19 protein-coding genes are annotated in these 25,270 nt (G+C 37.2%); all 19 read right to left on the reverse strand.

What is annotated here, in order from left to right:
• Positions 1-8 precede the first annotated feature (8 nt).
• Complete coding sequence (locus BI350_RS15325) at positions 9-716, reverse strand: acyltransferase (protein WP_075528942.1); 708 nt, start codon at positions 714-716, stop codon at positions 9-11.
• A 51-nt stretch (positions 717-767) separates the two neighbouring features.
• The gene (gene wecB, locus BI350_RS15330) at positions 768-1,841 is read right to left on the reverse strand and encodes a non-hydrolyzing UDP-N-acetylglucosamine 2-epimerase (protein WP_075528943.1); all 1,074 of its coding nucleotides are present in this window, start codon (positions 1,839-1,841) and stop codon (positions 768-770) included.
• A complete protein-coding gene (locus tag BI350_RS15335; protein WP_075528944.1) occupies positions 1,838-2,947 on the reverse strand; it encodes a DegT/DnrJ/EryC1/StrS family aminotransferase in 1,110 nt (369 codons plus the stop codon). The genes wecB and BI350_RS15335 overlap by 4 nt, the downstream gene beginning before the upstream one ends.
• A gap of 11 nt (positions 2,948-2,958) precedes the next feature.
• Positions 2,959-4,056, reverse strand: coding sequence for a glycosyltransferase (locus BI350_RS15340; protein ID WP_075528945.1), 1,098 nt, complete (start codon positions 4,054-4,056; stop codon positions 2,959-2,961).
• A gap of 31 nt (positions 4,057-4,087) precedes the next feature.
• Positions 4,088-5,356 carry an O-antigen ligase family protein gene (locus BI350_RS15345; protein ID WP_075528946.1) on the reverse strand — a complete coding sequence of 423 codons (1,269 nt, stop codon included), beginning with the start codon at positions 5,354-5,356 and terminating at the stop codon, positions 4,088-4,090.
• Entirely contained in the window at positions 5,346-6,695 is a 1,350-nt protein-coding gene (locus BI350_RS15350) for a polysaccharide deacetylase family protein (RefSeq protein WP_075528947.1), read from the reverse strand. The genes BI350_RS15345 and BI350_RS15350 overlap by 11 nt, the downstream gene beginning before the upstream one ends.
• A 9-nt stretch (positions 6,696-6,704) precedes the next feature.
• Positions 6,705-7,748 (reverse strand): ATP-grasp domain-containing protein, encoded by a 1,044-nt coding sequence (locus BI350_RS15355; RefSeq protein ID WP_075528948.1) that lies wholly within the window; start codon positions 7,746-7,748, stop codon positions 6,705-6,707.
• A 20-nt stretch (positions 7,749-7,768) separates the two neighbouring features.
• A complete protein-coding gene (locus tag BI350_RS15360) occupies positions 7,769-8,365 on the reverse strand; it encodes a GNAT family N-acetyltransferase (protein ID WP_075528949.1) in 597 nt (198 codons plus the stop codon).
• A gap of 17 nt (positions 8,366-8,382) precedes the next feature.
• Positions 8,383-9,642 (reverse strand): lipopolysaccharide biosynthesis protein, encoded by a 1,260-nt coding sequence (locus BI350_RS15365; RefSeq protein ID WP_075528950.1) that lies wholly within the window; start codon positions 9,640-9,642, stop codon positions 8,383-8,385.
• Between the two features lie 18 nt (positions 9,643-9,660).
• Entirely contained in the window at positions 9,661-10,992 is a 1,332-nt protein-coding gene (locus tag BI350_RS15370) for a nucleotide sugar dehydrogenase (RefSeq protein WP_075528951.1), read from the reverse strand.
• A 5-nt stretch (positions 10,993-10,997) separates the two neighbouring features.
• A complete protein-coding gene (locus BI350_RS15375) occupies positions 10,998-12,020 on the reverse strand; it encodes a Gfo/Idh/MocA family protein (RefSeq protein ID WP_075528952.1) in 1,023 nt (340 codons plus the stop codon).
• 30 nt (positions 12,021-12,050) lie between these two features.
• Positions 12,051-13,880 carry a polysaccharide biosynthesis protein gene (locus BI350_RS15380; protein WP_075528953.1) on the reverse strand — a complete coding sequence of 610 codons (1,830 nt, stop codon included), beginning with the start codon at positions 13,878-13,880 and terminating at the stop codon, positions 12,051-12,053.
• 24 nt (positions 13,881-13,904) lie between these two features.
• A complete protein-coding gene (locus BI350_RS15385; RefSeq protein ID WP_075528954.1) occupies positions 13,905-14,825 on the reverse strand; it encodes a Wzz/FepE/Etk N-terminal domain-containing protein in 921 nt (306 codons plus the stop codon).
• Positions 14,809-16,383, reverse strand: coding sequence for an O-antigen ligase family protein (locus BI350_RS15390; protein ID WP_075528955.1), 1,575 nt, complete (start codon positions 16,381-16,383; stop codon positions 14,809-14,811). Before BI350_RS15390 ends, BI350_RS15385 begins: the two co-directional genes overlap by 17 nt.
• Before the next feature lie 18 nt (positions 16,384-16,401).
• Positions 16,402-16,896 (reverse strand): tetratricopeptide repeat protein, encoded by a 495-nt coding sequence (locus tag BI350_RS15395; RefSeq protein WP_075528956.1) that lies wholly within the window; start codon positions 16,894-16,896, stop codon positions 16,402-16,404.
• 357 nt (positions 16,897-17,253) lie between these two features.
• Positions 17,254-21,261 (reverse strand): S-layer homology domain-containing protein, encoded by a 4,008-nt coding sequence (locus BI350_RS15400; protein WP_075528957.1) that lies wholly within the window; start codon positions 21,259-21,261, stop codon positions 17,254-17,256.
• 431 nt (positions 21,262-21,692) lie between these two features.
• Entirely contained in the window at positions 21,693-22,973 is a 1,281-nt protein-coding gene (locus BI350_RS15405; RefSeq protein ID WP_075528958.1) for an oligosaccharide repeat unit polymerase, read from the reverse strand.
• A 13-nt stretch (positions 22,974-22,986) separates the two neighbouring features.
• Positions 22,987-24,522, reverse strand: a complete 1,536-nt coding sequence (murJ, locus tag BI350_RS15410) for a murein biosynthesis integral membrane protein MurJ (RefSeq protein WP_075528959.1) — start codon at positions 24,520-24,522, stop codon at positions 22,987-22,989.
• A complete protein-coding gene (locus BI350_RS15415) occupies positions 24,515-25,252 on the reverse strand; it encodes a WecB/TagA/CpsF family glycosyltransferase (RefSeq protein ID WP_075528960.1) in 738 nt (245 codons plus the stop codon). Before BI350_RS15415 ends, murJ begins: the two co-directional genes overlap by 8 nt.
• Positions 25,253-25,270: the final 18 nt, after the last annotated feature.

The following is a 25,270-nucleotide window of genomic DNA, read 5'->3' on the forward strand; positions in this document are numbered from 1 at the left end:
TACCCCACTTACTGATTTCTCAATAATTGTTCTTTCGGAACCTTTCGGAATTCCTTCGCTGGTGCCCCCACAACTAAACTCTCTTGTTCTACATCTCTTGATACCAGACTCCCTGCCGCAACTGTTCCATCTTCGTGAATCACCTTTCCAGGTAGAACTGTCGCATTTGCTCCGATTCGACCACCGTCTTTAACTGTCACACCTTTAAACTTATCAAAACGCTCTTGTCCACGTCCCATAAAGTTGTCGTTCGTTGTAACGACATACGGTGCAATAAATACGGAATCTCCGATTTCAGAGTAAGCAGTTAAATAGCAATTTGTTTCGAGCTTACATCTACTACCAACCGTACAATCATTTTCAATTGCGACACCACGTCCAACAATCGTCTTCTCTCCAACTGTTACTCGTTCTCTTACTGTCGCTAAATCCGCTATAAATACATCATCGTCAATTTCCGCATTCGCATAAACAATTGCAGATGTTCCCACTGTTACACCCGCTCCTATTTTTGCAGGTGGAAGCTTCTTGACGTCAGGCAGAATCGATGCTTTTGCACGCGTTGGCTGTTTACCAATGACCGCATTGTCCTGAATAATTACGTTGTCTCCAATTTCAGTACCTTCATAGATAACTACATTATTTCCGATTACTACGTTATCCCCAAGTTTTACATCTGGATTGATGACTACATTTTGGCCTTTTTGAACCGACATTTAATCCTCATCCTTTCGAAAAAGCCAGCCTTAAAAAAGACTGGCTTTATACTATTCAAGGTATTTTTTTATAATTGAATTGATTTTCTTTGCAGCTTCCCCGTCGCCATATAGATTGTCGATTGGTTTGCCTACTTGTAAATTCGCTAGTTTTTCTGCTAGATTAACTTCCAGTGGATTAACCAATTGGTTCCATCCTGTAACAATTGTTTCAACCCATTCTGTTTGGTCGCGCAAAGTAATACATGGTACTTTTGCAAAATATGCTTCTTTTTGAACGCCCCCCGAATCGGTGACAATTGCTTTCGCATGTTTTTCGAGCAGTAGCATTTCTAAATATGAAATCGGTTCTACAATTTCAATATTACTTGCTTGCTCTACAATAGAATTCAAACCAAATGTATCGATTTTACTTTTCGTTCTTGGATGTAGCGGTAAATACACTTTTTCTTTAAGTGCTGAGAAGGCTTGTAAAATTGATTCAAGGCGCTCTTTATTATCTGTGTTATCTGCACGATGGATTGTTCCCAATACATATTCACGGCTCACCAAATTATAATCGCTTAACGTATGTTTTTCCTCCGCCAATGTCATGTTATAAAGCACCGCATCATACATGACGTCGCCTACTTGATGTACCCCATCAGATATACCTTCTTTCGCTAAATTGCGAACAGCAAGATCTGTTGGTGCAAAAAGCAAGGTCGATACATGGTCTGTCATAATCCGATTGATTTCTTCTGGCATTTCTTTATTATAACTTCTAAGTCCTGCTTCAATATGGATAATCGGAATATGTAATTTACTTGCTACTGTAGCTCCAGCCAATGTTGAATTAGTATCACCATAAACAAGAATCGCATCTGGTTTTTCTTTCTCAACAACTTCCTCAACAGCAATCATCATTCTACCTGTTTGACGTCCATGTGTATCTGACCCGATACCCAAATCGTAATCTGGCTTTGGTATATTTAACTCGTCAAAGAATACACCAGCCATATTGTAATCATAATGTTGGCCTGTGTTTACAAGTACTTCATTAAATGATTCTCGTATCACTCTTGAAACGGCTGCAACTTTTACTAACTGTGGTCTTGTTCCCGCAATCGTTAAAATTTTCCTCATGAATAAAATTCCGCAATCTTCTCAATGACATAGTCTTGCTGCTCTTGTTTCAACTCAGGGAACATTGGTAGTGACAATGCCTGTTCTGCTGCTTTTTCCGTTTCTGGTAAGTCCCCTTCTTTATATCCTAAATCTTTAAAGACCGGCTGCAAGTGGAGTGGAATCGAATAATAAATCATTGTTGCAATCCCTTGCTCCTTCAAAAATGCTTGTAGTTCATCTCTTTTTTTAACGCGAAGCGTATACTGGTGGAACACATGATAATTACCTTCTACTTCATTTGGCATTATAACAAAGTCACCAACAAGATCATTAAGTTTTTCCGTGTAATAATTTGCATGTGTCCGGCGATTTTCACTCCATGTGGATAAATGAGGTAACTTCACATTTAATACAGCTGCTTGAAGTTCATCCAAACGGCTGTTATATCCTAGCATATGGTGATGATACTTCGGTTTACTTCCATGGACACGAATCACGCGTGCTTGTTCAGCAATCTCATCATTATTTGAAACAATCATCCCGCCATCACCATATGCTCCAAGGTTTTTGGTAGGGAAAAAGCTGTAAGTAGCAGCACTACTCATTTCACCAACTTGTTTGCCTTTGTATGTTGAACCAATAGCTTGCGCAGCATCTTCAATGACATGTAAATTATGTTTATTCGCAATCTCCATAATCAGATCCATATCTGCCATCTGGCCATATAAATGCACTGGGATAATCGCTTTCGTCTTCTCCGTAATCGCGGCTTCAATTTTAGATGGATCAATATTAAATGTTACTGGATCAATATCTACAAATACAGGCTTCGCATTTGCACGAGCAATTGAACCAGCTGTAGCAAAGAAAGTAAACGATGTTGTAATTACTTCATCTCCTTCACTAACCCCCGCAGCTTGAAGTGCAATATGTATCGCATCGGATCCATTTCCTACACCAATTCCATGGTTTGTCTTACTCATTTCGGCAATATCATTTTCAACTTGCTTGACGTGACTACCAAGTATGAATTGCGAAGAAGACATCACTTCATCTAATTTCGAAAGAACTTCATCTTTAATTTTTGAGTATTGCTCTGAGAGATCTAACATTGGGATTCTCATATTCTCATCTCCTAATCATTTTGTAATTTCTTATACGCTTCAATTAGTTTTTGGCTTTCTTTTTCCCAATTATATTCTGTTTCTACCGCTTTCCTTCCATTTTGCCCCATACGTTTGGCGATATCAGGATTTTCAAATAAGTAGTTAATAGCATAAGCAATTTCAATTGGATTTTCAGGATTTACGCAAATTCCACAATCATGTTTTTCAATAATGGATCTCCATAATGGAAAATTAGAACAAATAACAGGAATTCCTGCCGACATATATTCGAACATTTTATTCGGCTGTGCGTTGATATGGTTTGGTTCAGGTAAAAATGTCACTATCCCGGCTACTGACGAGGCAAGTAATTCTTTCACTTGCAATCGGTTTATGACACCAAGATATTCTATATTATTATGGGCAATTATCTGTTCTTCCAGTTTTTGAGGATTAATTGGACCCGCAATATTTATGGAACCATTTATTAAATCAGCTGCATCCAACAACTGGTTTGCACCCCTTATTAGCCCCAATCCCCCCACATAGCAAACTTGTTTTTGTTTCTCTTGGTCACTTTCTAATTCAGTACTTTGAAGTTCATTAAGCAATGGATAATTATTAATATTAATAGTGTTAGTATTAACATTTTTAAAACGCTCCGTAATGAAAGGTGTGGCTGTCATTAAAACATCAAATTTTCTAGCCCCATAGTTCTCGTAAACCTCAAATAACCATGCCAACGGTTTTCTGATTAATGGGTTAATCCATATTTTTGATAACAATGCTCTTGGTAAATCTTCATGTATATCGTAGATAACTTTTTTACCATGTTTCTTTAATTTTAATCCAACGGGGATAAGCTCAGGATCGTGAAAATGATACACATCTGCATCAATTTCCAATCCTTTTTTATATACCCGGTCTACTGTTTTCGTCATTCGATTGAAACGGTTTCCAGTTCCTTTAGTAACACCATGTACTTGAACACCATCAATCATGGATGTCGGTGCATCTGGAACAACAAAATGGACTTCAAACCCAGCCTCTGCTAGTGATTTGCATTCTTTTATAAATATTCTGGTGTCCGTATGCAGATGGACTGATGTTAGATGGCAAATTTTCATAGATTATCACCCATTTCTTTATCCTTCAATGCTATTTATTAGTCGCATTAATACTCGTGTCTGCAATATCAGGACTTTTATACAACATTAATGCGATTGTTGTAAACAAAAATCTATTATCAGAGATGTCACCGCTGACCATCGCGTTGACCAGCATACTTAGAAATAATATTAATATCGTCATATTATAAAAGTTTCTTGAGATATGGAAAAAATATTTTCTTGAACTGTAAAAAATTAAAGTTAAGAATAATATTAGCCCAATAACTCCTAGTTCAGAAATTATTTCAAGTATTATATTATGTGCATATCCCCTACTATCCCCTGAACCAATTAATACTGGCCAGCTGCCGATACCGTTTCCTAATAATGGATTTTTCGTCCAAAGTAAAAAACTCTCTTTATAAAAATAAACACGAGTATTTGCACTTGCCCCCAAATCATCTGATCCAAATAACAACATCATTCTCTTAAGACTTTGCGGAACCTTATCTGTGGATAATAAAACCAAAATGGTAATAAATAATGTAAACATGCTTACAATAGAAAAAATAGCCTTTTTAGTAATCTTTAAATTCTTTTTAGTCTTAATATAGGAAGCAAAATAAAATATTAAAACTAAAGGAAACAGCGACAGCAGTGGACCTCTTCCACCTGTTGATAGCATGATATAGATATATGCAGCTAATAGAATTACGAGTAATACTTTAACTCTAAACTTAATGCCTGTGTAAAAAATTACGGATGTCAATATGATAATACCAAGACTTAGTGTTCTTCCAACCCCTAAATAATTACCACCTAAAACGTTTATAAATCCAGCATTACCTGCAAACACAAAAATGAGACTTTCAATAAAAAGCCATAAAGACATTAATAGTACTGAAATAAAAAATCTTTTCAATCTTACTTTTTCTCGGATAATAATTAAAGCTGGCCCAGCTAAAGCCCATAAAACTAACGTAAACATGTGTAATGTTTTTTCGTATGCGTATACTTGACTTGGTGACCATAACAACGTGATTAGTGCATAGAAAGAAAAAGCTAGGTATAAGGCTAGTAATATAAGTGATTTTCTTTCAAATACAAACTTTCTTTTTATTAATATATATGCTGCAATTACTATACTCCAAAGTAGAAAAAGTAATGTAATATCAACAGGTACCCACTCAAACCTCGAATCGCCCTTAAATCTTCCTGCAAAGAGAAATAACATGAAGATAAATTCAAATGAAAAAACAAGCTTAAATCCTTTGGCTATCTTCTTTTGAAAACTATTATTTAAAGAATTACTCTTCATAAGCATACCCGCTTATAATCGATTTATAAACGTTTTCATAATCAGCCCACAAAGGCACATTAAAGCTTGAATTATGCCATAGAAAAACAAATGTTCCATTATACTTTTTTACAGTATTAATTAAATTCATTGTTCTCGTATACATTTCTACCGGCTTTATATCCTGATACCCTATAAAGCTTCCTTCCATCACAGTTAAAGGTAGTTCTTTTAATCTTAACTTTGATTGCTCTATAAAATTAAATACACTAAATTCAAAACATACACCACAGCGGAAACCTTCTTTATCTGCAAATGACAAAGTTAAATCGCTTTCCATTTCATTTCGGTTCCAAATATCCCATGTAACTGTTGAATCAAATCGTAAATAATGCTGTCGACCTTCTTTAATTGGAAGCTCTACCGTCTCTTCTAATCGTTCCTTTTCTTCCTTCCAACGTTTCGGATTATTATAAGAATCAAAACTAGGGTGAAATCCGATTATATGACCTCGTTTTTTAATCTTATTTAAAATTCCAATTGCTAATGGGCTCTTAATATCATATCTATTATCATTATCTGATTTATCACTACTCATAAAATAAAATCGAGATTTAATGTTTGCTGCTTCTGATAAATCCATTATCCAATCAAATGTATCATATGGATCATTTTTAATTCCTAGCTTTGTTTGAACTAAATCCTTGATACTTTTTGTGAAAAGTAAAAGACTTTTCCTTTTAATTAAATCTGCACCGAGGACCTGCATCCAACGCATTGGTCCCTTCCAATATGAAAGATGATCCACATCATGCGTCAACACAAACTCATACTTGCGTTCTTTCCGTTGTTCCCGATAACCAAGATACGCCAACATCCCCCACAACATCTCCACATACTCATTCACAATTGGGCGATCAAGAAAGTCAAACTTATAAGCCAGGCTATCTTTCGCTGAAAATCGATTATGTATGTCGCGCGCCGGATTCACATACTCTTCCCACCTTGTAAGCATAAAAAATGATGCTGCAAAAATATCATTTCCGCAGATGATATGATTGTCTTCTACAATGATTTTTTCATTTCCAAACAACACTGGAACATCTAGTTCAGAGGTGAATTGATTCTCTGCAAAAGTAACAGATACAGGGATAGCTTCTGAGTTTAAATAGGCCAGGTTCTCCTGGTAATGATTGAAAAAGTTATCCTCTACAACTACTTCTTTTTCATTAAAAATCAAATGATAATTGGTCGCTTCACTCACTTCAATCGAATAAGATAACCCTAAAAATTCACCTATTAGAATATCGATGATATATGTACGCTCCGGAATATTATTCTGGGGGATTTTGATAATCATATTGATCACTCAGTTCTTAAATTTGTTTTTGATGATACTTACTACTTTTCTTTGACTAAACATTACCGCTACTGGAATAGAAGGGTAAAACACTTTTTTTCCTTTTATCCTAAATAAATTCACTACCGCCTTTAACCGAAATCTCATTAGCGAAAATATTATATGTAGACTATCCACCCAAAGAATATGTTTAAATGGCGGAATGCCATTCTCATACCAATCATCTTCCTTATCTAACTGCAAATATCTCTTTATTAATGCGTTATCATATAAATCTATAAATATTCCATGTTGCATCCAAAATCTTGGATTGAGTTCTAAAACATAATATTTATCATCTGCCACTTCATAAAAAAACTCCAACTCAAAAGGACCTTGGTACTTCAATTCATTTAATATGTAATTCGTTCGTTCAATTAAATTACTCGGATCTCTTATGGTTTCAATCACTGCCCCTGTTGCCATGGTTGCAGTGCTACCAAGAGTTTTCTTACTAATGATTATTGCATTCCTTCTATTATTCTTATAGTCAAAATAGCCTGATGCAGAAATGTTATTTTCAGTATTCGAGTTTAGTAGTTTTTGATGGAAGAACCAATCTGGATTCCAATTGTTTTCTTCTATTTCACCTATGACACTATTAACTTCCGTTTGATTCCTTACAATAAACCCACGTGGAAGTTTTACCCCGTCTTTCCATGAGTGTTTACATTTTAGATAAAATGGATAGCTAGCCTCAAAGGAATTTAGCTTTCTAGATGGTATAGGTTCTTCACCAATACCCTTGAGAAATTCCGCAAATGTTAATTTATCATCGAGTAAATCAATGTCAAAGTAGCGAGGTTCAAATTTATTTTTTTCACTATTAACGTAATTTTTCAAGGAGTTTTCTTCTGTGAAAAATAATGTATCATATTTCCTTATTTTTTTCTTGTCAATAAAAGGAATAAAACCAGTATTTTTATTAATCGAAAATAAACTTAAACCTAATTTCTTCAGACCTTTTTTTATAGACCACGCATTTATATAATCAGTGAAAACAATGTTCTTCATTTTAAATGCCTCTCTTCAAATCAAATCCTATTCCGTTTATTCCTTAAAAGAAGGATTATCTTTCGTCTATATATTGAAAAAATGTTTCTACCAATAAATTTAATTAAAAAATTGTTCGAATAAATCTTCGCGTTAACTTTATTATGTGCCCTAACAGAAGCAACATTTTGAACTTCCACAACATCTATTATTTCGTCTACTTGATATTCATTTTTTATATATCGGGACATTTTGTCAATCAAGAAGGGGAAAATGCTTTTCCCGCGAAATTCCGGATTAACATACCCATTAAATAGAAATGCCTGTCCTACTTCTATAGGTATACTATCATGCCATACTTTTTCTTTTGGAACGATACCCCAAAAATATCCAACTAATGCTTTATTTTCGTCGAAACAAGTTAAACAAAAAATATCATGATTTTTACTTCTTTCAAAAACCTTATTTGTGTTTGCCGATTCTTTAAATAATTCTTTGTGTTCAAGAAGACTTGCCCCTTTTAGAATAACGCACTGTGTCTTCTTCAACCTAACATTTACTTCTTCCGTTTCGCTCAAAGAATAGATATATCTTTTCTTTAATATATAATTATTAAAATACTTTTTTATTCGGGACATTTTCTATCACCATTCTATTAGTCATTTTTACTAACTTTATAAAAAATCATTATAAGGATTATATAAAACACAGAAAAGGTTCCGGAATAAATTGATAAAAATAATGATAAATTTAAAGATAATGTAGTACTAATAAGACATAACATTACAATCAATATTAAATAAGTAGATTGAATCACTAAGGCGTACTGATTTTTTTCAAATACGCTAGTCGTCGTACTTAATGGACTACTAATAAATCTTATCAAAAAGTAAGGCGCTAATATCGAAATTAGTTGACCCGCAATAACCCAATCTGGACCGAAGATAAAAACAATAATCGATTCACCAAAGAAAAAAAGAATTGTGAACGGAATAACTGCAATGATGAGTAATTTTTTAAATGTAGATATAAATGTTTTCTTAGCATTTCCCGTTTCAATTCTCTCACGAGCGGCCTGTTGCATAAAAACTTGCCCAAAAGATGAACCTATAATTGACGAGGGTGCCCCTAGAACTCGATTTACTAACGCATATTGTCCAAGTGTTGCTACACTGAACATCACAGGTAGAAAGAAATTCATGATATTATTTGAAATAGTATTCATCAAGACGGCAGGCATTGAGAATTTCGGAAAGTTGTTATATCGCTTTGCAGAACTTGACACCGAAGATCTATTTACTTTTTTAAGTTCAACTTTATCTTTTATTACCGTCGTAACTAAACGACCATTTGCTAATGCTTGAGAAACAATCTGCCCGGTAATTAATCCACCTGCACCTTTTTTCAGAAATCCGAGTGTAATTTGAACCACTGATAACCCTACTGATCTTGTAACACTTGTTTTAGCAATGTTAGCATAGGCTTTCTTTCTAGTGTTGTAGTAGTTTAGCGAATTATAGAGACCTGAGAGAAAAACTACAAGAGGGATAAAGTATAGCCATCTAGCTAATTCTTCATTGTTAATAAGTGAAGCTATCGGATTGTAGAAAACGAAAATAGAGATTAAGAGCAATATGCTTAATGTCGAACTGATAATTAGTGATAGCGCCATGATACTCAATGCTTCTTTATCAGTCTTAGGTAAGACAATTGCTAATTCATAGCGCCCATTTGCAACTGATGCCAAAATTGCAGTTATTGCAACAAATAAGGCAAGCACCCCAAAATCTTCGGGTGAATAGAGCCTCGTTAATATTGGTGAAATCGCAATTGGAATCGCTTGAGCAATTGTTGTGCCAGTGAGTAAAGTCAACACATTTCGATTAAAGTCACTTTTAAATAGTTTTTTTATCATTATAATCTACTTTCAGTTTCACAATTTAAAATAAACAGACTCTTCATTTGCATTTTCATATGAATTTCGCGTATCAAAAATAGCTTTAGCTGTTGCCTTTATTAATTCATAATCAAACCCACTATGATTCGTAGCAATCACCACAAGATCAGCTTCTTTCAACTTCTCTTCCGTCAATACCACAGTACCAACCATTTCACCATTAAACCTAAATTCTGTTATATAAGGATCTGATACTTCCCACTCTGCACCAAACTTAGTTAAACGATCCAATATCGGTAATACAGGTGATTCACGGTAATCGTCAATATCTCTCTTGTAGGCAACACCCAATACCAATATCTTAGAACCATTCATTGCTTTTTTCTGTTCGTTTAAAATCTCTGAACAACGTTGAACTACAAAGTCCGGCATACTATCATTAATTTCGCCAGCGGTTTCAATTAACTTCGTGTGATAGTTATATTCCCGCGCTTTCCATGTTAAGTACCATGGATCGATTGGAATGCAATGTCCGCCGAGTCCCGGTCCTGGATAAAATGGCATGAATCCGTATGGTTTTGTTGCAGCTGCGTCGATTACTTCCCATACGTCTATCCCCATTTTATTGCAAAGTATCGCCATTTCATTTGCAAGTGCTATATTAATATTACGGAATGTGTTTTCGAGAATTTTTTCCATCTCAGCTACAGCTGGGCTCGATACCTCGTGCACTTCACCGTCAAGAACCGCACGATACATTGCTGCCGCTACATTTGTACAGCCTTTCGTAACCCCACCGACAACTTTCGGTGTGTTTTTTGTGTTAAAATCTTTATTCCCCGGATCTACTCGTTCTGGTGAATAAGCTAAGAAGATGTCTTCTCCGATAACAAGACCTGTTGCTTCTAGAATTGGTTTGATAAGTTCTTCTGTCGTTCCAGGATAAGTTGTGCTTTCTAAAACGATAAGCGTTCCAGGCGTGATATACTTAGCGATTGCTTTCGCTGAGCTTTCCACGTACTGCATGTTAGGTTGCTTATATACATCGAGCGGAGTCGGAACACAAATAGCGACTGCATCCACATCTCTAATGAATGTGTAATCCGAGGTAGCTTTCAGTTTTTCAGATGCGACTAGCACTTCAAGATCCTCTTGAATGACGTCCCCGATATAGTTCTTTCCATCATTAACCATACCTACTTTTTCTTCTTGGACATCAAAACCAATTACCGTGAAACCTGCTTTGGCCTTTTCTACTGCAAGTGGGAGTCCGACATATCCAAGACCTACTACACCAACTGTCGCAGTTTTCGTTTCTAGTTTGTTTATTAATTGTTCTGCTATTTGATTTGTCTTTGTTTTTGTCATTTTATTCAATCCCTTTTCGACCGTTTAACAGGCTGATTTGTATTAGCTGATTCATAGAAGTCCAAAACAAGCGCCAATGCATTTCTTCCATCTTTTCCGGTTACGGCTGGTAGACGATTTTCATTGATTGCACTCATCATGTCTTTGATAATTTGTTCATGTCCCGGTGTTCCCCATGGGTTTTCATCAATATCACTTATCCATTGTTTAGACATTTTATTTTCGAGTCCTTCTATTATAACGTGTTCGAAATTCAATGCATTTTGACCACCAATTTTGACTGTTCCTTTTTCGCCGAATATCGTAATAGATTCTTCATAGTTTTTTGGATATACAGTTGTCGAAGCTTGAACAGTTGCAAGTGCACCTGATTCAAAACGAATAAGACCTGTAGATACGTCTTCTGCTTCAATATCTCTAAGTCTAGTCGCTGCCATACTGAATACTTCCTCGGGTTCCCCCATATACCATAGAAGTAAGTCAAGATTATGGATCGCTTGATTCATTAATACGCCGCCATCATGTTCTTTCGTACCGCGCCACGGTGCTTGATCATAGTATTCCTGACCACGGTTCCAGTTGACAGTACATAACGCATGACTAATTTTCCCAAGTAGATTTTGATCAAGTATTTCTTTTAATTTCATCGCTACTGGTCGGAAACGATTAGGATGAATAATTGCTAGCTTCACATTATTCTCTGTAGCAGCTTTAATAATCTGGTCCGTTTCTTTTAGTGTCATCGCAATTGGTTTTTCTAATATGATATGTTTTTTGGCGTCCGCAGCTTGTTCAGCAATTGTTGCATGTGTTCCGCTTGGTGTACAAATACATACGATATCAATGGATTCATCTTGTAGCATTTCTGTCAAGTCAGTGTATGGTTTAGCCTGATAGTCATTCACATAGGGCTCCATTAATTCCGGAACTCGATCACAGACGGCAACAAGGTTTGCACCTTCTATATTTTGAATAGCTTGCACATGTTTTTTTGCTATAAAACCGCAGCCAATAATCGCAAAATTCATTTGAAACCCTCACATTTATAATTAGTTTTCTTATACAGTTGTTGCTTTACTCTGTCCTTCAACAACTTTCCGATTAGCCAACCCAACCAAAGTCTCCTTCACTTCCACACTACTCATTCCTGGAAGCTTCTCCAACACAAACTCCATCTCTGTCACACTAATCGGTGCCGCCTTCCCAATATGGATCTTAGGAAACACCTGTCCACTCTGAATCTCATCTTCATTCAACAGCTCTTCAAATAACTTCTCTCCAGGACGAATCCCTGAAAACTCAATGCCAATCTCTTCGATATCATAGCCTGATAGCTTAATAAGATTGTTCGCTAAATCAACAATCTTCACTGGTTCGCCCATATCAAGTACAAATACTTCACCGCCTGCAGCGAGGGTACCAGCTTGGATCACAAGTCGGGATGCTTCAGGAATGGTCATGAAGTATCTTGTCATTTCTGGATCAGTTACAGTTACAGGCCCTCCTGCTGCAATCTGCTGCTTAAATAAAGGCACGACGCTGCCCCGTGATCCAAGGACATTCCCGAATCGGACTGCTGCGAACTTTGTCGTGCTTTCTTTCGCTAAGTTTTGTACAATCATTTCCGCAAAACGTTTCGTTGCGCCCATCACATTCGGTGGGTTTACCGCTTTATCCGTTGATACAAGAACAAAGTATGGAACACCGAACATATCGGCTGCTTCCGCAACGTTTTTCGTTCCGAAGATGTTGTTTTTAACAGCTTCCATTGGATTTGCTTCCATTAAAGGCACATGCTTATGTGCTGCTGCATGATAAATCACATCTGGTTTATATTCACTGAAGATATCAAATATCCGACTTCGGTCTTTAACGTCTGCAATGATGGGAATGATTTCCGTTTCCTTTGCAACTTTTTGACGCAGTTCCATGTCTATTGTATAGATGGAACTTTCACCGTGCCCTAAGAGAATGAGTCGCTTCGGTCGGAATTCGCTTACTTGTCTACAAATTTCTGAACCGATAGAGCCCCCTGCCCCAGTGACAAGGATTGTTCGATTGGTTAGTTTATCTACAATGGCCTTCAGGTCAAGTTCGACTTCTTTACGTCCTAGTAAATCTTCAATTTTAACATCGCGCATATCATTGACCGACACGCGACCTATCATAATCTCTTCAATACTCGGCATAATTTTAACTTTGGCACCTGTATGTGCACATTGCTCGTAAATACTTTGGATTCCTATTTTTCCGAGTGAAGGAATCGCAATAATGATTTCATCAATTCCTTTTGATTTCACAATACTTGGAATGTCTTTCGTCTTTCCTTTTACAGTTAAGTTCATAATTTTAAGCTGCTGCTTCCGTGGATCATCATCGATAAAGGCAACTGGTGATAGGTCAGGATTCGGTGTTTGCTTCAAATTTCTTGCAAGCATTGTCCCTGCTTGCCCCGCTCCAACAATTAGTACACGCCGCTGATTCTTAGGCTTTGCAAAAGACTCTCGGTCATGTAATAAACGTAAAAGGAATCTTGAACCACCAATCATAATAATATGCAACATCCATGTGATTGCCATCACTCGGAAATAAATATCGTCTTTTATAAAATATTGCATCGCACTGGCCGTCGCAACAGAAATGGTTACCGCATAGCCAATTGTAAGTAACTCGCGGACAGATGCGACACTCCAAACCCGGTCATATAGATGAAAATAATAAGCCGCAATATGATGACTGACAAGGAGCGTAATTGCACTGATGATAATCATACTATCTGAATAAACCTTTAATGTTGGATGTAGTAAGTAATAACTCATAAAGATTGCGGAGAGGACGATTGCTGAGTCAACGATAAAAAATAAAACATAGCGCAATCCATAGCTCATATCCATGCCCTTCTTTCATTTGAATTATTTTGCAGTTACAGAATTCTTCCAGTATTCACGGAAAAAGACGATTCCAATACCTGCCATTAATCCAATGATCATCGCAATCACAATATTCAACATCTTATTTGGCGCAGAATGACCTTCTGCTAATGTTGGTTCAATAATTGTACGGATAAATGGATCCGGACGGAAGCTATCAAGCCCTGTTTTTACTGATTGATATTTTCCTAGTACTTTTCGGTATTCTTCCGATTTCGTTTCGATTTGTGCTTGCATTTGCATCAACTCGTTATGAAGCGAACCACTCACTTGAGCAAGTCCCTTTACTTGGTCATCGTTTATAGTCAACATAAGCTGTGAATTGACCATTGTCTGCATAATAAGTATTTCTGGTAAATCGTTTGAAACGATTAATTTATTGTACGTTTCAACGAGCGTCTCAATTTCTTCAGACAACTGATTGGATTCTGACGTATATGTTTTTTCGAGCTCGTTTAATGTATTTTTTACAGAAGTATTCATGCGTTCTTTTGTCTTATTTATAAACAATTCAAGATGGTCATGTGCTTGATTGGCGTTTGAACTTGTGTATGTTAAATCTACTAAGTTAGTATTTGCTTGTACAGCGACCGAGAGATTGGATGAATTGAATTTTCCACTTATCCCACTTTCCTCCAGTGCCTCATTCATCAGTTGCGTGTTTTGAATTCGTTGCGAGAAGATAACCGGTGTGAATTCTGCCGCCACATAACTCGACATAATTCCCGTATCCTGCACCTCACTAGCGACTTGCACAGTTGCTTTTGATTCAAATTTTTCATCCAGGACAAACCAACTTAAACCTGCTGCTATAAGCATAAATAACGCAGTCAGTCCTGCAATAATCCACTTGCCTTTCCAAATTGTTTCAATTAATTCACGTAGTTCAATCGTCTCTTCCATCAGTAAGCTCCTTGTCCTCTTTAGTTGCGAGCATATACGCCATCATCATGCCCGCAAGTGTCCACATCGGCGCCGCTGTTCCTGGCAACGTATCATTGAATAATGCTTGAATTAGAAACCCCAGCCACCCTATCCCAAATATGACTGCAAGTATATGTTTCCTTGTTAAAATTGCTTTTAGAGTAACAAGCAATGTAATAATCGCTATACCCGCAAATCCGATAAAGCCGAGGATACCCGTTCCATAGAAAATACCCACGTACATATTATGTGGTTTATCGACAATCGTACTTTCCGACCGCATACCCGCACGTGCATCAATATTATAATGTGGGAAATGGTACATAATCGTGTCTAAGCCAAATCCAAATAACGGTCGTTCCATCGTAAGGTCAATTGTTTTCGACCAAATGTATGCTCGACCAGAACCCGCTGCAGTTCCACGTTCAGGAAGTACTGGTAACTCGAACTTGTTTTCTGCTGCATAGACACGATTCTCAAACGTAAACTTGAAATCAGTTGGTGCCATCGCCACAGGTTGTTCTTTCACGTATGGATTTTTCTTAATGATAAATCCTATCGATTCATTCCACACGCGTGGATTTTTATCTGCAAGCACATGAAATACCGGCACACTTAGGATGAAAAATGTGGCAAGTACGATGATTGCTTTTTTCTTATCCAATGATTTAATCGCCAAATAGATAAGAAATGGTGCGATTAAGACAACTGTTAGAAAGCCACTTGTCGATAAAGACATAAGCATAACAGCCATAGACATAACGGAAACCGCAACATTTATATAGCTTCTGATTTTATTCGTATCGACAATTGCCCACGCGAGGTAGATAACTGTCACAACTGCGAACATGCCACTCATGAAGTTCCATTGGTTAAGTGTCCCAAGTAAGATTGCTCCCTCTCCAAGTGACGCACCTTCCGGAAGGAATAATGTCATCATTTTCTGCACTGCCGGATACGTCATAGCGTCGTGGCCATAGAAGTTCATGGTGATTAAAACTAGGTTGATAAAAACGAAAGGATAAAGTGTATACATTACATAATGCAGTGCTCTTTTCGGATAGTCGATATTCATCGCAATGAAAAAAAGAACAATATAACATATGTAAGAAATTGCACCGTCTGAGCGATTGTACTGCCCCCAGAGGGCGATTGTTTTACTCGGAGAAAAAATCGTTGAGAGAATAAGTGCGACTACGAAAACCCCAAGAAATACATTCAGTTTCGTCTTGCGGATTTCTCCGCCCATGAAAAGTACTTTAGTAAAGAAGATTACGGCCACAATCGCTGTAATCACTATTAAAGTAATTGCTTTGTAATGCGTGAAAATGTCACCTTTTGCGCCTGATGTAAGGAGACCTATATTCGTAATATTCGGACTAACAACGTCTTTTACATACCCACCTACGAGAAGCGGTACAAACGCTATAGCTAATAGAAGGAGTCCGAAAATCCAACGATCTGCCTTTATTCGGGAAATACGGTCTTCTTCTTCATCTCTTACAATCACAATCTTTTTATTTGAATATGAAGTCATTATCTTGAACCACCCTTTTTACGATTGAGCACTTAGCTGTAATTGTAATTCAGCAACGCGCTCCTGGTATTGTGGAAAACTTTCCGGAACCGGTAATGCTGCACATCGTTCAAGCACTTCTTGCGCTTCTTCAGACATTTCTGCGGTAATGAGCATCTCCCCATATTGGAGCATGAATAACGAATCCTCTACTTTATGTGGATTAATGTCGAGCGACCGCTGCATATGGCGAATGCCTTTTTCAACCTCACCGTTATTCGATGCAGCAAGGCCAATCATATAATTAACAGCTTCAGATGGACTGTTACGTGCTTCAATCGATTCAAGCATACTCAGTGCTGTAGCATAATCCCTCGCTTGTAAACGCTCAACTGCCGTGCTATAAAGAAGCTCGTCTGAATGAAATACGCCATCTTGCTTTTTGCCCATCACACCAGCTGTAATTAGGCCTATAATAATAAACAGAAAAAGTCCAGTAAATATATATTTTCTTGTCGATTCTTCTAATTTCATAGCAAGTTCAACCTTCCTGAGTAATATTCTTGCAAATTGCTTACGTGTCTATTGTACTATAAGTCTAGTGAAAAGTCATTGACAGTTTTCTATGAGAAATATGACAATATATTTTCTATCACTAAACGAGAATAGTATAAATAGGAAACGGGTCTTATATATGAAAGGCTTATGCGTAGTAGTTTGTACATTATCTAAAAGTAATAAAAACGCACTGGAATTGATGGATTATTTGAGCGAAATCAAAAAAGAAAGACCCCGCAGAAATTTCCACAGAGTCTTTCTTCCTACCATTTCAGTCAGTCAACTGACCGAATAATGCTAGTATTGTTAGGGCTTATTGTTTAAGGATTATTATTAGTCTCTTGGTGCGATTGCCCATTTACCTTCGATGAATTCAACAGTGTATGTTTCTTTTTCACCATTTTCCTTAGTAACTGTAATTGTAATTACATCGGAAGTCGCAATTGTTTGCTCTTCTTTAAACGTAATAACTACAGTTGTTGAGTCAGACGAAGTAATTGAAGCCGTGTCAGCTGTTGTTCCTCCAACTTGTACATTAATGCTATCTCCCGTTGCTGCAAGAATTGACGCAGTATCAGTTGTTGTAGCTGTAAATGTAATAGTATCTGTTGTAGTTGCTACTGGATCTACAGGATCTACTGGATCTACCGGATCTACTGGATCTACTGGATCTACTGGATCTACCGGATCTACTGGATCTACTGGATCTGTTGGTTCTGTAGTTTCAACTGCATTACCTTCAGAATTCACAACTACTGTTCCTTCAGAAGCAATTACTGTAGTTCCGACTGGAACATCGATTTTAGCTTCTGCAATTGATGGATCAATTGTAACTTCTAGGATATCCCCTTCAAATACAACAAGTGCTGAAGTTTTAACAGTGATGCTAGCAACAGTTCCATTGTTCTCGAAACGTGCACCGTTTTCATCTGTAATTACTACATCAGCTAATGAACCATGGTTGATAAATGAGTTATTATCAACATCTACAATTGTAGTTGTACCAGTAACTGTAATACCTGCATCTACTGCTACTGTAGCATTTGGTGCTGTTACAGTTAGGTTAGCAAATGATTTAGTTCCTGTTAAGTTAATTGTCCCATCGTTAGCTGCATCAATAACAACATTAGTTCCTGCAAAATCAGTTAGGTCGAATGTTTGTACGCCAGCTGCTAGTGCATCAGCGATTATTGCGTTCGTAGTTGGTTTTGCATAATTTGCAACTGAGTTAGCTTTACCTTTTACTACAATTGATTGAGTTACGCCATCAATTGATACAGTCGCTTTAACTTCATCACCTTTAGTAAATCCAGTGATGCGCGCATTTGCTGTACCGTTTAAAGCGATTTTAGCTGTTGTCGACTCTAATTCTGTGAATCTAATTGAGTCAACAGTGTTATTGTTCCCAACAGTCTTCTTACCATATTGGTCTGTTGTTACAAGATTATGATCATCTGTTGATAGTAAATCAGCTAAGTTAACAGTTCCTGAAATATCATCAATATAAGATACAGGCTTATTGTCGTTACCTAAGAATGCAATTGATTGAGCTTTTGGAGCTACAGTAGAAACTTTACCTGTAACAGCAATTTCTTCACCAGTATGGTTAATAACTACTGTTAATCCAGCATCAATTGTATCAGGTTGAACTGTATTTGGGTTGTTATCTACTTTATTTGCTGCATCAGCATAGATGTGAAGTTGATTATTAGATACATAAGTACCTACATTAGACGCATCCTTCACTTTGAATGCCGAATATGGTAGTAATACTTCCTTACCTGCCGCAGTTACACCATACACATTTAATTTACCAATATGTGTAGCAGGCGTACTAACACCATCTGCTCCAGCATAAATCGTATTAAATGATTTCACTGAATATGATGCAAAGTCTGCAACGTCTACAGATGTAAATTTAATTTCGATTGAAGGATCTACTGTTAAAGTTTGGCCATATTTATCAGTTAATGTATTACCATTTTCATCGAGTAATTCGAAAATGAATTTCGCTGAAGATGGGGATACCCATTCAGTTCCAACCAAATGATCTTCTGCTTTGATTTCGAATGAGTTACCAGAAGTTTTTGTTGAAGCAAATGACTGGTTCTGAACGCTATTAACTGCTGTTCCATTATTATAAAGTGTATAACCTTTATTAAGTTCATCAGTTTCAATTTTAGCGTTAATTGTATATCCACTTTCTAGGATATTGCCATATTGGTCTTCTACCACAAAGTCAGCTGCGTTAAATAAATCTTTGTACTCAGTATTATTAGCTAATAATACGTTTGATACGCTAGAAGCTAATCCAACAATAGCAGTTGCTTTTGCGTTAGGTTGAATTTGAATTGTTTTAGTAGCTACTTTTTGTGTACCTGTTGAAATTGTTACAGCAACTACACCTAAGCTACTGTCTGCTACACTTTGGGTATTAAATTTCAAATAGAATTTGCCTTCTTTTTCTACAAATTCTGCTGAACCTGGAACCACATTACCACTTACGTTAACACTACCTGTTAAAGCGCCAGCTTCAAATAACTTGTCATACAAATTGATTTTAGTAACTAAATTACCTTCTGTATCAGTTGCTTCAACTGGTACGTATACTACAGAGTTACCTGCTGGTGTACCTTCAGGGTTACCTAAAGTAATCGTATCAATTTTAGCTCCTTCTGCAACTACTACATCTGCGGAAGCTGACTTACCTGTTGATTTCGAAATCGCTGAAATTGTTGAAGTTCCAGTCATTTGAATACCTGAATTAAGTGTGTCAAATCCAAGTACTAAAGCAAATGTTTCTTTTCCATCTACTTCGATTTCAATAATCATTGGGTCGCCATTACCATCTAGTTTAACACCCGCGATCATTGGATTTGAAGCAATTACTAATAAATCTTCAGCAATTTTCGCTTCATCTGTTAAATCAAAACCGTATTGGTCTTTTGCTGCTATTGGTAGATAGTAAGCCCCATCATTTACGTTATCTTCGGAAAGGACGTTTCCTTTAGAACTTACAACGTTACCAAAAGTAATTTCTGCTACTTTCGCTTCGTCAACAATTTTCAGTACTTGTGAAGCTGTTTCACCAGAGTTTTTGTCAACAATTGTTACGACAACGCTATCTCCAAGACGTGGAATATAGTTGTTTTTAACCAGATTTTCAATGGTTATAATCCCTTTACCAGTCTTAGCAAGAGCAACATCACCTAAAGATGTAGAGAAATCAAATCCGCCAGCTAAGCTAGTCTTAGAGATGTCTTCACCGTATTGATTTAGTACTTGGTAAGCTGCTGTTGCAGTAGTAGAGACACCAACCTCATTAATTTTATCACTTAGCACTAAGTTATCTGAAAGGAATTTGATAGAATCAACTTTTTCATTTTCTGCAACGAATGAGCTCGTTAATGGTTTTTCAGTTAATTCAGAAACAGAAACTGTATAAGTACCTTCGCTGATTTTTGCATTCAACTCTAAGTAAGCAACAGTTTTAGCTTCATTAAATGTAACACTTGATACTGCAACCGTTGAATTACCTTTTTTCACTTCAAATTTAGCTGCTTTTGTATCTACTGCACCGTTAAATTTTACTTCAACAGTTTTAGTATTAATCGCACTTACCGATTCTACTTTAACCTCTGTTTCTACTTCGTCTTTTCCATGAATAACATCATAAGAACGATTCAAGAATGAAGCCATTTGTTGACGAGTTACTGATTCTGCTGGACGGAATTTTCCATCATCAGCTTTTGTAACACCGTGTTTTGCAAGCGTTTCAACATAACCAACATACGTAGCAAATACTGTATCAATGTCAGCAACGTTTGCATCTACACCTTTAACATCTTCAAGTTGGAATGCTTCAACTAGAACTTTAGCCATTTGTTGACGTGTAATGTCGTTTCCTGGGATTAGGTTATTGTTGTTACCAGTGAATGCCTCTGCATCTCTAACAACTAATGAATATTTATAAAGTTCTTGGTCGCTGTAATTTGCAGGAACGTCTGCAAACGGTTGAACCTTGTTTACTAGGTCTTTGTCTTCAAGGTACTGATCTAGGGAAACGCCCTCTTGACCTACAAGATATTTACCCAATGCCTTTACAACTTGACCACGAGTCATTGTTGAAAGTGGGTCAAACTTCCCTTGGTAACCAGTCATTAAGCCGCGCTCAGCTGCTTTAACGATGTTTGGGTAGTGACTGCTTTCCTTATCAACATCTGAAAAATCAATTGTAGCTTTATCTGCAAATGCTGCAGTTGGTGCTACTGCTGTTGCTACCATAGTAGCTGTAATGGCACCAGTTAGAAACTTGTTCATTTTTGCTTTGTTCTTCGCCATAGAATAATTTCCTCCTAAAGATTAAGTATCATTTTTATTCCTTTCGATGGACAACTTATGTACACAGAAAGAGAACTATGAATCTCATTATAGATTAATATCCAAAAATGTCAAATGATTTCTGCGTAGTTAAGATTTGGTAACAAACCCACTATTGACCTCGTAATCTATCAGACATTTCAACATAGCTACAAAAGGAATAGACTTCAATATAGCCATAAAAATTCGATAAGTCAAATAAGTATATTAATATGGTGTGGCCAACCATTCATCCTCTCTATCAATTTAATTCTCTACAAAAATAAAAATCCGCAACCTCAAACATGAGGTTGCGGATTTCTGGCTGAAGCACTCGCGCTTTATAATATATATATTAGCTTCGAGTAAATTATTCTATGCGATTACATCGTAACATGGAAAATATTACATTGTCAATTCGTGGCATTAGGCTTCACGTTATTAATCGAAGCAGTCAAGATGACAAAACCAATCATTAGGATAAAGATTAAGTCTAGTAATCCCGTATGCATTGAGACTGTAAAAATTGTCATCACAAATGCAAATGCTACTGATTGATAGGAGCGGATACTCGCACGTTTTACTTGATTATATAGAAGAGAAATAATTACACCGTATAAAAGGAAGCCAAAAATGACGAGTAAATAGCCGCCATCTAAGAACAATTGACCAATATAAGTTGGTGTTGTTGTTCTCGTTGGTCTTGTAATATACTTTCCTTCTTCAACGCTAAGTGAGTTTACCACTTCTGTTACTTTCATACGTGGGGAAACTTGTTCACCTGGCAGTAATGTTTCATAAATGCCTCGGTGCATTTGACCATTCAAATAGCCTTCTTCTTTTGTATATTCGATGATTTTACTAAGGACGATATGTCCTGTGACACTTTCACCGTTTATGGCACGTACCCATTTCGGTACCGAGTTAACTTTTTGTTCAACGGTCATTAAGTTTTCGGTTTGTTCTACTGATAATTCTACGTCGGGTTGTTCTCTTGAGTTAAATTCATCTGTGACGTCTTCCGTGACGACACGGAAAAATCCGAACAAGGAGAAAAAGACACCGACAACGAAGAGTGCACTTAAAAACCATGTCAGTTTAATACGCTTTACAACGTAATGGAAAATAACAAATCCGGTAAATAGCATAATAATGATTGGTGTACGGTAGCCCATTAAGAGGAATAAAACCATAACAACCCCGTATACGCCGCCGTACATAAGCAGTTTCCACTTCGTTAAATTTTTATCCCGAATGATTTGAAGGGACAGTAGAAGAATCAGAGCAAACCATAAGAGCTGGCTCAAAAAGTTTAATTTCGGATCTAGATTACGACGAACCGACTCGTCAGTAATCCCGACATCTCCAGTGGTCATCATTGTAATATATGCAATGAGCCCGACTAAACCTAGTAACCAAATGGAATGGATTGTGTACCCTCTTAGAAATGACAGTCCGAATGTCGGGAATGTCCATCCTTTTTTATCTACGATATAGACACCAACATAATAACTAATAAAACTAATAATCACTGCTGGCCATATGGATGTATTTACGTGAAATAGTTCGAATCTATGAAAGTCGAATAAACTTGTAAAAAAATAAATGAACAAGATAAACGGCAAAAAGAAATAAGGCGAAAACGTATCAATTTTGTTAATTTTATCGATGCGCTGTTTAAGTGTGTTTTTCATAATCGTTATACCATCATTGGATAGATGATGAATTTCCTCCTTTAGATAAGATTGTCTTCACGAATTCGTTTCTAAATAGCATGAGGACGATAAAGTAAACGAAGACTCCAGGGAGCGCAATCGTTAAAATATGCAATAGCGGTGGAAGTTCTGCGATATCTGTATACGTATCTGCAATACTCAAGCCGATTGTCATAATGACTGTGGCGATCATGACTTGAATTGTATTTTTGACTAAATAGATCTTGTCGAGGCCGCCAATTAACTTCCATAACGTTGTAAACGTAATTGCTGAATATAGGAACGCGACGATGGATGCAGACAATGCAATCCCTTCTGCTCCGTAAAAGATTGAAAAAATCCAGTTTGAAATTACGTTGAGGAAGATAGAGATGATCCCAATCCGCATCATATAATGACCTTTTTCAAGCGTGTAAAAACCTTTTGCTATAATTGCTTGAATAGAATAGAAGAAAGTCGAGCCGATATATAATACCGCAAATGATGATGTCATGGCGGTTGCACTCGCTGTGAATGCCCCGCGCTCATAGACGAGCGTGACAAGTTCATTCATCAACACCCACATCCCTGCTAGTGCAGGGGTTAGGAAAACGAGCAAATATAAAAGTCCTTTTTCAATTCCTTTTCGAAAATCTAGCATATTATTATCAGCTTTTGCTTTCGCAATAATTGGAAAGACAATTGTTGCGATGGTCACAGCGAAAATGGCTTGCGGAATATTAATTAATCTAAATGCATAGTTTAAGTTCGCAACGACGCCTTCCCCACCGAGTCGGGCTGCGAAAAAAGTGTTGACGAGCAAGTTAATCTGGCCCACCGCAATCGTCAAACCAACCGGCCAAAAGATGCCGTAAAACTCTTTAATCTCAGGCAAGTCCATTTTCTGTTTCCAGTTTATGAACTTTTTCGGCGTTCGGTAAACGACTTTAATGAGGAAACTAATAATGGTTCCGACAAAGTAGCCGATTGGAACAGCGAGTATTCCCCATTTAGAATGGAACACTAAAGCAAAAACAATCGTCGATAAAACGACACTTGTTTGAGAGAACACAGAAAAGGAAAATTTGCGGTGTGCATCAAAATAACCTTCGTACACCGCATTAATTCCCACAAAAAAAAGTGAAGCGAAGTAAATGACAACCGTCCATACCGCAACTTGCATGCCATCCGAATATTGAATGAAATCCGAGTTCGGATAAATGATGCGGATTAACGGGGATGCTAGTAACATGCCCACAGCACCAACGGCAAGTGAGATGAGCGCTGTACCTTTAATGATATTCGTTAAATGCGCTTCCCCTTTGCCGAGCGCATCATATTTATAATAACTTGGTAAAAATGCATCTTTCATTCCTGTTAATAGAAAGAGTATGAGTGCATTTGGAATTGTCATTGCTGCAATATAAGCATCCGCATGGTAGGAATCTCCGAACATGCCTGCAATGACAAGATCGCGAATCATACTCGAAAACTTCAATACGAAAGTAGAGAGTAAAAAAATGACGGATGCAATTTTAAATTTATTCATAGGAAGACCCGCCTGAGTTCTTCCGGTCCGTTAAAATTGCTAAAAGAAACTTCGGCAACTCCAATTGGCGTTTCCATCTAGAAGGTTCTTTCAACAATCGATAAAACCATTCCAAGCCTAGTCTTCGAAATGCCACGGGTGCCCGTTCAATATTTCCGGAAAACACGTCAAATGAACCGCCGACGCCTTGAAATACTGAGACATTGAGCTTGTCCATATTTCGAATAATAAAGTTCTCTTGCGTTGGACTTCCAAGTGCCACGAACAATATTTTTGCTCCTGAGTTGTTAATCGTTGTGATGATTTCCTCTTCGTCTTTTACGTAGCCATCAAGTGTACCCGCTACTTGGAGATTCGGAAATTGTGCTTGCAAGTTATGCGCAGCTTTTGCTGCAACACCTGGTTTCGCGCCGTAGAGAAACACGGGTACACTTTGGATGCCCGCTTCCTTACAAAGTAATTCCATCATATCTACACCTGTTATGCGCGCTCTAATATTGCCGCCGCGTAAACGCGATGCAAGAAGGACGCCGATTCCGTCCGGGATGCCTATCGTTGCCTTATTTAAAATCTCCCGTAGTTCAGGGTCTTTTCTTGATTTCATTAATTTTTCAGGATTGATGGCGACGATGAACGATTTCTCGTCGTTTTGGTGGCGCGAGAAAATACGTCTGATTGTGTCATCAGACGATTCTGTTGTTACATCTACGCCAAACATTCGTTCATACATATGAATCACCTTATCGTT

The organism is Sporosarcina ureilytica (assembly GCF_001753205.1).
GTDB lineage: Bacteria > Bacillota > Bacilli > Bacillales_A > Planococcaceae > Sporosarcina > Sporosarcina ureilytica.